Here is a 9,734-nt window from a genome sequence, read left to right as displayed (position 1 = left end):
GAGGGGCTGAGCCATGGGTCCATGGGCCAACCGGGGGGGCCTCCGGCGGCCTGGCAGGGGCCTGATAGATCAACAGCCAGAAACCAGTTCACCAACCGCCTCACACACAGAAATACTGACAGCCCCCAGCGCGTTCGGCCGCTCGGCGTGGAACTGCCGGTTCACCCGGTCCAGCGGACACGGCTGTGCCTTGTCGCCGGTCGTGGTCTTCCCCGGCTTGCCCCGGATCACACCGCGCAGACCCAGCCGGCGCATCAGCCGTTCCACCGTGCATCGTGCCACCTGCCAGCCCTCCCGCAGCAACTGCTTCCACACCTTGCGCACGCCGTAGACCTGTCGGTTCTCGTCCCATACCCGACGCACTTCCACTTCCAGCACTTGATCCCGCCGCCAGCGATCCGGACGTGCCTCGGGGTCGGCCTGCCGCACCGCCTGGCTGTAGTACGTCGACGGAGCGATCTCCAGCACCCGGCAGATCGGCTCGACTCCGTAGGCGTTCCGGTGTTCGGCCACGAACCCGGTCATGGCTTGAAGCGGCGGTCGAGCTCCGCCTGGGCGAAATATGCCGACGCCTTGCAGGATCTCGTTGGCTTGCCGCAGCTCCCGGTTCTCCCGCTCCAGCGCCTTCATCCTCTCCCGCTCGTCCGTCGTCAGGCCTGGACGCTTGCCCTGATCACGCTCGGCCCGCCGCACCCACAACCGCAGCGCCTCGGCCGTGCAACCGATCTTCCCGGCGATCGAGGCGATCGCCGCCCACTGCGAACCATGCTCGTCCTGGTGCTCCAACACCATCCGAACCGCTCGCTCCCGTACTTCCGCTGAATACTTCACTGGCTTTGTCATGACTCCATCCTCTCAAGAGTTGGAGCCTCCAGGAATCCCGGGGCGGTTCAGAGCGGTTTATCGTCAATAATTGATCAACTGGCTCACACACGAAATTTCCGACACGCTCCGTGCAGAGCTTTCTTAACCTGCGTTATTTCGGCCCAAGGGTGCTGGTCGAGGACAACAGCGTGAAGTCCCACAGCACCGCGCTGACCAACGCGCGCATTGGCTACGCCGTGGACCGCGATACACGCGTGTCCCTGGATGTCTTCAACCTCTTCAACCGTCGAGCGACCGACAGCGATTACTACTACGCGTCACGATTGCGCGGTGAGGCCACTGCCGTGGAGGATGTCCACTACCACCCCGTTGAGCCTCGTACCTTCCGCATGACCGTGACCCACAACTTTTGAGTGCGCGAACGGTCGAGGTGACGGATGCTCAGTGGCGATGGCGACTTGCCGTTTTCGACGGTGCATCGGTGGTCTCGGAGCGCGCTGCTATGCGTCGGCGCGAGCTCCAGCGCAGAATTCTTGCCTTTCAATCAACCATCTTCCATGGAGCTGCAGCATCATCATGACTTACGCCCAAGGGAACGTGTTCGCCAAGATTGAACCGCCCCGGGTTTAGAGGCGTCCGCCGCAGTTTGCAGCGCCAGGGGCTGCGAACGGTGTATCGGCGCAGCTACGTGGTCACGACCGATTTATCGCATCGCCTGCCGGTGGCCGACAGCCAGCTAGGCTGGAGGCTGGAGGTGCGGTGAGCGTGCCTGCCGGTCACCCCTCGAACCGGTAGCCGACACCGTAGACCGAGCGGACCCATTCCTCGCCGACGTCGCCGAGCTTGCGGCGCAGGTTCTTGACGTGGCTGTCGATGGTCCGGTCGGTGATGGCGTGGTGGTCGCCGTAGAGATGGTCCATGAGCTGGTCGCGCGAATAGACGCGGCCGGGCCGCGCCGCGAGCGCATGCAGCAGCCGGAACTCGACCGGCGTAAGCCCGAGGTCGCGCCCGTGGAGGCTCGCGCGCAGCGCCGCGGCGTCGATCGCGAGCCCGCGCCCCAGGGCTGGCGCATGGCGGTGGCGCCGCAGCACGGCGTTCACGCGCGCGACGACCTCGCGCGGGCTGAAGGGCTTGCAGACGTAGTCGTCGGCGCCGAGCTCCAGACCGAGCAGGCGGTCGATCTCCTCGACCCGCGCAGTGACCATGATGACCGGCACGTCGGACAGCCGGCGCAGCTCGCGGCAGATGTCGGTACCGTCGCAATGCGGCAGCATCAGGTCGAGCAGCACGAGGTCGGGGGATTCCTCCAGGAACGCCGGCACGGCGGCGGCGCCGTCGAAGACCTGCCGGCAGACATAGCCGGCGGCCTGCAGGTAGTCGCGCAGCACGGCGGACAGCCGCGGCTCGTCCTCCACGATGAGGATGCGGCCTTGCGCCTGCGCCGGGCCAGCCGGGCTCACGGGGCGGCCTCCGGCAGATCGACGACCACGCGCAGGCCACCGAGCGGCGAGGCTTCGGCGTGGATGGTGCCGTCGTGCGCCTGCACGATGTTGCGGCAGATCGCGAGGCCCAGGCCGCTGCCGCCGCTGTCGCGGTTGCGCGACGCCTCGGTGCGGTAAAAGCGCTCGAACAGGCGCGGCAACTTGTCCTCCTCCACCGACGGCGCGCTGTCGTCGAAGACGACGCGCAGGCGGCCGCCTGCGCGCTCGCAGCGCACCTCGACGGTGCCGCCGGGGTCGGTATAGCGCAGCGAGTTCTCGAGCAGGTTGACGAACAGCTGCTGCAGCCGGCGCTCGTCGCCTCGGATGCGCCAGGGGCCGCCGCCGGGCTGCCAGCCCAGCCGCAGTCCGGCCGCGGCGAAGCGGGGCGCCATGGCCGCCAGCGCCGCGTCGAGCTGCGTCGCCAGATCGAGCGGCTCGCGGCGGAAGGCGAGCGCGCCCACGTCGGTCATCGACAGGGCGTGCAGGTCGTCGACCAGCTTGCCGAGCTGCAGGATCTGCTGGCCCAGCGGCTGCAGAGAAGCCGGCGTCATCGGCCGGATGCCGTCCTCGACCGCCTCCACTTCGGCGCGCATCACGGCCAGCGGCGTGCGCAGTTCGTGCGAGATGTCGGCCATGAAGTGGCGCCGCGTGCGCTCGTTGTGATCGAGCGCCTGGGCGAGCTGGTTGAAGTCGCGCGCGAGCCCGCCGAGTTCGTCGCGCGCGCCGGCGTCGACCCGGATCGCAAAGTCGCCCGCCGCGAGGCGGTGCGTGGCCGCGGCCAGGCCATGCACCCGCCGCAGCAGCGTGCGCGACAGCAGGCCCGCGAGCACGGCGGCCACCGCGACCGAGAAGGCGCCGATGAGCCACCACATCTGCAGCTGGGCCTCGTAGAAGCGCACATCACCGGCTGCAATGGCCTTCTGGAACGGCACCATCGCCATCCAGCCGACGGTGCGCCCGTTCACGCGCACCGGCCGCAGCAGTGAGTCCCGATCGGCCGCCGGGTTGCCCACGACGAGCGTATGGTCGCGGTCGAGCAGCGCGAGGCGCGGCACGGCGCCGGTCTGCTCCGACACCGGAGGGCCGGCGCGCAGTAGCTCGGGGTCGGGGCCTCCCTCCGGCGTCGGGTACATCAGCGCGAACCAGGCATCGAAGTTCCCGCGCAAGAAGGCCCAGTCGCCGTGCTGGCGATAGGCGTCCTCCAGGCGCGGCAGCACGGTCTCCAGCCGTTCCATGCCCTGCTCGTTGAGGTAGCCGAGAAAGCCGCGCTGGAAGCTGGCGCGTGCCGCGATGCCGTTGACGAGCAGCACGATGGCGCAGGATGCCAGCATGGCGAGGAACAGCTTGGCGGTGATGCCCGGCCTCAGGGGAATGCGCAGCATCGGAAGGGGAAATGAAAGAAGGGAAGCTCTATTGGACCGTGTCCTCGCCGCCCTGGGAAGCGTGGCCCCCGCAGCTCCGAGGGGTGTCCATATTTGCTGCACATTTTCCTCCGAAGATGCATCCCGTCTTCCTGCTTCGCCCGCCGTCGGCGCGGGCCTTCGCGCATGCTTTCCATCATGACTGTCCATCCGCCACACCGCAGGGCCCTGTGCCTTTCGCTGCCGCTCGCGGCGCTGCTGCTGCTTCTGACCGCCTGCTCCCAGCAACAGGCGCCGCAGGCGCCGCAGCCCGAAGTTGGCACCTGGACGGTACGCATGCAGCGGCAGGCGATGAACCAGACCCTGGCCGGGCGCACCGTCGCCTACATGGTGTCCGACGTGCGGTCCCAGGTCGGCGGCATCATCCAGAAGCGGCTGTTCACCGAAGGCCAGGAGGTCAAGGCCGGCCAGGTGCTCTATCAGCTCGACCCGGCCACCTACGAGGCCGCCCAGGCCAATGCCCAGGCGAGCCTAGCCCAGGCCGAGGCGGCGGTGCTGTCGGCGCGGCCGCAGGCCGAACGCTACCGCAACCTGGTGGAGATTGACGCGGTGAGCCAGCAGGACCGCGACAATGCCGCCGCCACGCTGCGCCAGGACGAGGCGGCCGTAGCGGTCGCGAAGGCGAGCCTGCAGACCGCGCGCATCAACCTCGGCTTCACCCGCATCACCGCGCCGATCTCCGGGCGCATCGGCACCTCGACCTACACGCCCGGGGCGCTGGTCACGGCGAGCCAGACGACCGCGCTGACGACGATCCAGCAACTCGACCCGATCTATGTGGACGTCACCCAGACCAGTGCGCAGATGCTGGCGCTGCGCAAGCAGATCGACAGCGGCGCGCTCAAGGCGGTGGGCGGCAAGGCCGAGGTAAAGATCGTGCTGGAGGACGGCAGCACCTATGCGCACAGCGGCACGCTCGAATTCGTCGGCACCTCGGTCGACACCGGCACCGGCAACGTCACGCTGCGCGCGGTGGTGCCCAACCCCGAGCGGCTGCTGCTGCCGGGCACCTACGTGCGCGCGGTGCTGCCGATGGCGGTCAACGACAGCGCGATCCTGGTGCCGCAGGGCGCCGTGAGCCGCAACACCAAGGGCGAGGCCACGGTCAAGCTTGTCGGCCAGGACGGCAAGGTGGCCGAGCGGGTCGTGCAGACCGGCGACGCGGTGGGTGAGCAGTGGATCGTCACCGGAGGCCTGCAGGCCGGCGAGAAGCTGATCGTCGACGGGGGCAGCAAGGTCTCCGCCGGGCAGGCGGTGACGGCCAAGGAGGCCGCCACCGCCCCGGCCGCCGCTTCCGGCAAGGCCGGCTGAGGGCGCGGCCATGGCACGTTTCTTCATCGACCGACCCATCTTCGCCTGGGTCATCGCCATCGTCATCGCGCTGGCCGGCACGCTTGCCGCGTTCACGCTGCCGGTAGAGCAGTACCCGGACATCGCGCCGCCGTCGATCTCGGTGCGCGCCACGTACACCGGCGCCTCGGCCGAGACCACCGAGAACTCGGTCACCCAGGTGATCGAGCAGAACATGACCGGGCTGGACAACCTGCTGTACATGGCTTCCAGCAGCACCTCCTCGGGCAGCGCGCAGGTCACGCTGACCTTCGCTTCGGGCACCGATCCGGACACCGCCCAGATGCAGGTGCAGAACAAGCTGCAGCAGGCCGAGCGATGCTGCCCGACGCAGTGACCTCCACCGGCATCACCGTCACCAAGTCGTCCGGCAACCTCTTCATGGTGCTGGCCTTCACCTCCGACAACGGCAGCATGGACGGCACCGACATCGCCGACTACATGGTGTCCACGCTGCAGGACCCGATCAGCCGCGTCTCGGGTGTCGGCAACGTGCAGGTCATGGGGTCGAAGTATTCGATGCGCATCTGGCTCGACCCGGAGAAGCTGCGCACCTACGCGCTGATGCCCTCGGACGTGACCAGCGCGATCTCGGCGCAAAACGCCGACGTCTTCTCCGGCTCGCTCGGCGCGCTGCCGGCGGCCGACGGCCAGGCGCTGACGGCCACCGTCAACTCGCGCAGCCGCCTGCGCACCGTGGACCAGTTCAAGGCGATCGTGGTCAAGTCCGACAGCAAGGGCGCGGTGGTGCGCCTGTCGGATGTGGCACGCGTGGAGCTCGGCAGCGAGTCGTACACGACCGCGAGCCGCTTCAACGGCAAGCCGGCCTCCGGCATGGGCATCGAGCTGGCCTCGGGCGCCAATGCGCTGGACGTCTCCAAGGCGGTCGAGGCCAAGCTCAAGGAACTCGCGCCGTTCTTCCCGACCGGGCTCGGCTACCACACCGCCTACAGCACCACGCCGTTCGTGAAGATCTCCATCGAGGAGGTGGTCAAGACCCTGGTCGAGGCGATCGTGCTGGTGGTGGCGATCATGTACCTGTTCCTGCAGAACTGGCGCGTCACGCTGATCCCGGCGATCGCCGTGCCGGTGGTGCTGATGGGCACCTTCGGCGTGCTGTCGGTGCTGGGCTACTCGATCAACACGCTGTCGATGTTCGCGATGGTGCTGGCCATCGGCCTGCTGGTGGACGACGCGATCGTCGTGGTCGAGAACGTCGAGCGCGTGATGAGCGAGGAAGGGCTTTCGCCCTACGAGGCCACGAAGAAGTCGATGGGCCAGATCACCGGCGCGCTGGTGGGCATCGCGCTGGTGCTCACGGCGGTGTTCCTGCCGATGGCCTTCTTCGGCGGTTCCACCGGGGCGATCTACCGCCAGTTCTCGGTGACCATCGCCTCGGCGATGCTGCTGTCGGTGCTGGTGGCGATGACGCTGACCCCGGCGCTGTGCGCGACCTACCTGCTGCCGATCGAGAAGGGCGGTCACGTCAGCCGCAGGGGGCCGCTGGGCCGCTTCTTCGGCTGGTTCAACGACCGTTTCGAGCGCGCCGGCGACCGCTACCACGGCGGCGTGCGCTCCCTCACCAGCCACCGCCGGCTGGGCCTGGCCGCCTACGTGGTGATCCTGGTCGCTGCCGGCCTGCTGTTCTGGCGGCTGCCGACGGCTTTCCTGCCCGAGGAGGACCAGGGCATGCTGATGGTGCAGGTCAAGCTGCCCTCGGGCTCCACCCAGCAGCAGACGCTCAAGGTGATGGACCAGATCTCCGAGTACGTGCGCCAGCAGCCCGAGGTCGATTCGGTGATGGCGGTGGCCGGCTTCAGCACCGGCGGCAGCGGCCAGAATTCGGGCATGGGCTTCGTGCGTCTGAAGGACTGGAACGCGCGCAAAGCCAGCGCCTCGGATATCGGCATGCGCATCACCCAGGCGATGGCGCAGAAGTTCCGCGACGCGCAGATCTTCGCCATCGCCCCGTCCGGCATTCCCGGCCTGGGCCAGAGCGCCGGCTTCACCCTGGAGCTGCAGGACCTCGGCGGCGCCGGCCACGAATCGCTGGTGGCCGCGCGCGAGCAGCTGCTCGCCCTGGCGGCGAAGAGCGACAAACTCGAATCGGTGCGCTACGCGAGCCTGGAGGATGCACCGACCTTCGACATCCACATTGACGACGCCAAGGCCGGTGCCCTGAGCCTCACGCTCTCCGATATCAACAGCACGCTCTCGACTGCGCTCGGCAGCACCTACGTCAACGACTTCGTCAACCGCGGCCGCATCAAGACGGTCTATGTGCAGGGCGAGCCGACCGCGCGCATGCTGCCGCAGGACGTCGGCCGCTGGTCGGTGAAGAACAGCGACGGCGACATGGTGCCGTTCGCAGCCTTCTCCACCACCGGCTGAAGCTTCGCTCCGGCCTCGCTCGCGCGCTTCAACGGCTCGGCGTCGATGGAGATCAGCGGGCAGGCCGCCGACGGCGTCAGCTCGGGCACAGCGATGACCGAGATGGCGTCGCTGGTCAAGCAGCTGCCCAGCGGCTTCGGCTACGCCTGGTCGGGTCTGTCGTACCAGGAGCAGCAGGCCGGCAGCCAGGCGCCGCTGCTGTACGCCGTGTCGCTGCTGTTCGTTTTCCTGTGCCTCGCGGCGCTCTACGAGAGCTGGTCGATCCCGTTCTCAGTGATGCTGGCAGTGCCGATCGGCGTGGTCGGCGCGCTGCTGCTGACCTCGCTGCGCGGCCTCTCCAACGACGTGTACTTCCAGGTCGGCCGGCTCGCCACGGTCGGCCTCGCGGCCAAGAACGGCATCCTGATCGTCGAGTTCGCCAAGGAGCTCGAGGAGCAAGGCAAGCCGCTCGTGGCCGCCACGCTGGAGGCCGCACGGCTGCGCCTGCGGCCGATCCTGATGACCTCGCTGGCCTTCATGCTCGGCGTGCTGCCGCTGGTGATTAGCAGCGGTGCCGGCTCGGGCGGCCGGCACTCGCTGGGCACCGGCGTGTTCGGCGGCACGCTGGCCTCGACCGCGCTGGGCATCTGCTTTGTTCCGCTGTTCTACGTGATCGTGCGCAGCCTGTTCCCGGACCGCAAGCGCTCCAACGGCCCGCGCACGGAGGCATCCGCATGACAGTCATCCAGGGGTATATGTCCAAAACTCGCATGAATGGCCGGCTTCATGGAATCCTCTATGGGAGTATCCTTGCCGCACTGGCTGGCTGCGCCAGCATGGCGCCGCCCTACGAGCAGCCGGCGGCGCCGGTGCCGGCGCAGTTCCGCGACGCCGTGCCGGGCACGCCGGACGCCGCGCCCGTGGCCGACCTCGACTGGCGCGAGGTCTTCGTGGACGAACGGCTGCGCCAGGTGATCGCGCTGGCGCTGCGCAACAACCGCGACCTGCGCGTGGCCGTGCTCAACATCGAGAAGGCCCGCGCCACCTACCAGATCCAGCGTGCCAGCCTGCTGCCGACGGTAGCGGCCTCCGGCAGCCACAGCGCCGCGCGCACCAGCGCCGCTAGCAGCAGCACCGGCACCTCGGTGGTGAGCCGCAGCGACTCCGTCTCCGTCGGCTTCAGCAGTTGGGAGCTGGACCTGTTCGGTCGCATTCGCAGCCTCAAGGACCAGGCCCTGGAGAGCTGGCTGGCCACTGCCGAGACCCAGCGCAGCACGCGCATGAGCCTGGTCGCCGAGGTCGCCAGCGACTGGTTGACCGCAGGTGCCTACCAGCAGCGGCTGGTGCTGGCGCAGCAGACGCTCGACAGCCAGCGCCGCACGCTCGAACTGACGCGCCGCAAGCACGCGCAGGGCCTGAGTTCGGGTGTGGACGTGGCCTCGGTGGAAAGCAGCGTGGAAAGCGCCCGCGCCGACGTCGGCTCCTACGCCACCTCGCTGGAGCAGGCGCGCAACGCGCTGGAACTGGTCGTGGGCGCGGCGGTGCCCGACGACCTGCTGCCCGGCGCCGGCGATGCGGACGCTGCCGTCGCGCTCGCGCCGCTGCCCGAGAAGCTGGAGTCGCGCGCGCTACTGCAGCGCCCCGACGTGCTCTACGCCGAGCACACCCTGAAGGCGGCCAACGCCAACATCGGCGCGGCGCGCGCGGCGTTCTTTCCGACCATCACGCTCACCGCGTCCGCCGGGCGGGCCAGCGACTCCCTCTCCAGCCTGTTTGACGCCGGCACCCGCACCTGGTCCTTCGCGCCCAGCATCAGCGTGCCGATCTTCAACGCCGGTTCGCTCCAGGCGTCGCTGGACTCGGCAAAGATCGCCACGGACATCGCGGTGGCCGACTACGAGAAGGCGATCCAGACCGCCTTCAGCGAAGTGGCCGACGCCCTGGCCGCGCGCGCGCCTCGACGAACGGCTGGATGCCCAGCGCGCGCTGGTCGCGTCCACCCGGCGCAGCTACGTGCTGGCCGAGGCGCGCTGACGCAACGGCGTGGACAGCTACCTGGAAACGCTGACCGCCCAGCGCTCGCTCTACAGCGCGCAGCAGAACCTGATCACCCTGCGCCTGAGCGAGGCGAGCAACCGCGTGACGCTCTACAAGGTGCTTGGCGGCGGGGCCGATGCCGGCCGATAGAACTAAGACATGGCACGGCCCGAAAAAAGCCGCACGCCCTGCCATATGCAGGGCCGAAAGACTTGCCGGCGGCGCGTCGGTGGTTGAGCAGGACGGAGGC

The 9,734-nt window shown here is 68.7% G+C and carries 4 protein-coding genes, 3 pseudogenes and 1 other annotated feature; of the genes and pseudogenes, 4 read left to right on the top strand and 3 right to left on the bottom strand.

Features of this window, described 5'->3' with window-relative positions; genetic code table 11:
• Positions 1–126: 126 nt before the first annotated feature.
• A pseudogene (locus GAK38_RS19010) lies at positions 127–843 on the bottom strand (IS3 family transposase); the annotation flags it as partial.
• Positions 451–567 (bottom strand) — a sequence feature (AL1L pseudoknot). It overlaps the preceding pseudogene by 117 nt.
• A 110-nt stretch (positions 844–953) precedes the next feature.
• Between GAK38_RS19010 and GAK38_RS19005 the strand changes: the two are divergent.
• Positions 954–1,238 carry a hypothetical protein gene (locus tag GAK38_RS19005; protein ID WP_325346522.1) on the top strand — a complete coding sequence of 95 codons (285 nt, stop codon included), beginning with the start codon at positions 954–956 and terminating at the stop codon, positions 1,236–1,238.
• A 363-nt stretch (positions 1,239–1,601) separates the two neighbouring features.
• Here the strand turns inward: GAK38_RS19005 and GAK38_RS19000 are convergent, their stop codons facing one another.
• Positions 1,602–2,285: a response regulator gene (locus GAK38_RS19000; RefSeq protein ID WP_325346521.1), complete on the bottom strand. Its 684-nt coding sequence runs from the start codon at positions 2,283–2,285 to the stop codon at positions 1,602–1,604.
• Positions 2,282–3,688, bottom strand: coding sequence for a sensor histidine kinase efflux regulator BaeS (gene baeS / locus GAK38_RS18995; RefSeq protein ID WP_325346520.1), 1,407 nt, complete (start codon positions 3,686–3,688; stop codon positions 2,282–2,284). The genes GAK38_RS19000 and baeS overlap by 4 nt, the downstream gene beginning before the upstream one ends.
• A gap of 177 nt (positions 3,689–3,865) precedes the next feature.
• On the opposite strand from baeS, the gene GAK38_RS18990 reads away from it, so the two are divergent.
• The 3 genes and pseudogenes from GAK38_RS18990 to GAK38_RS18980 all read left to right on the top strand — a co-directional run.
• Positions 3,866–5,038, top strand: coding sequence for an efflux RND transporter periplasmic adaptor subunit (locus tag GAK38_RS18990; RefSeq protein WP_325346519.1), 1,173 nt, complete (start codon positions 3,866–3,868; stop codon positions 5,036–5,038).
• A gap of 10 nt (positions 5,039–5,048) precedes the next feature.
• Positions 5,049–8,185 (top strand): annotated as a pseudogene (locus tag GAK38_RS18985) (efflux RND transporter permease subunit).
• Positions 8,182–9,342 (top strand): annotated as a pseudogene (locus tag GAK38_RS18980) (efflux transporter outer membrane subunit); the annotation flags it as partial. The pseudogenes GAK38_RS18985 and GAK38_RS18980, both read left to right, overlap by 4 nt.
• Between the last annotated feature and the right edge of the window lie 392 nt (positions 9,343–9,734).

The organism is Xylophilus sp., assembly GCA_009914555.1.
In the GTDB taxonomy this organism is placed as follows: Bacteria; Pseudomonadota; Gammaproteobacteria; order Burkholderiales; family Burkholderiaceae_C; genus WNDY01.
This window is presented reverse-complemented; position numbering and strand designations above follow the sequence as displayed.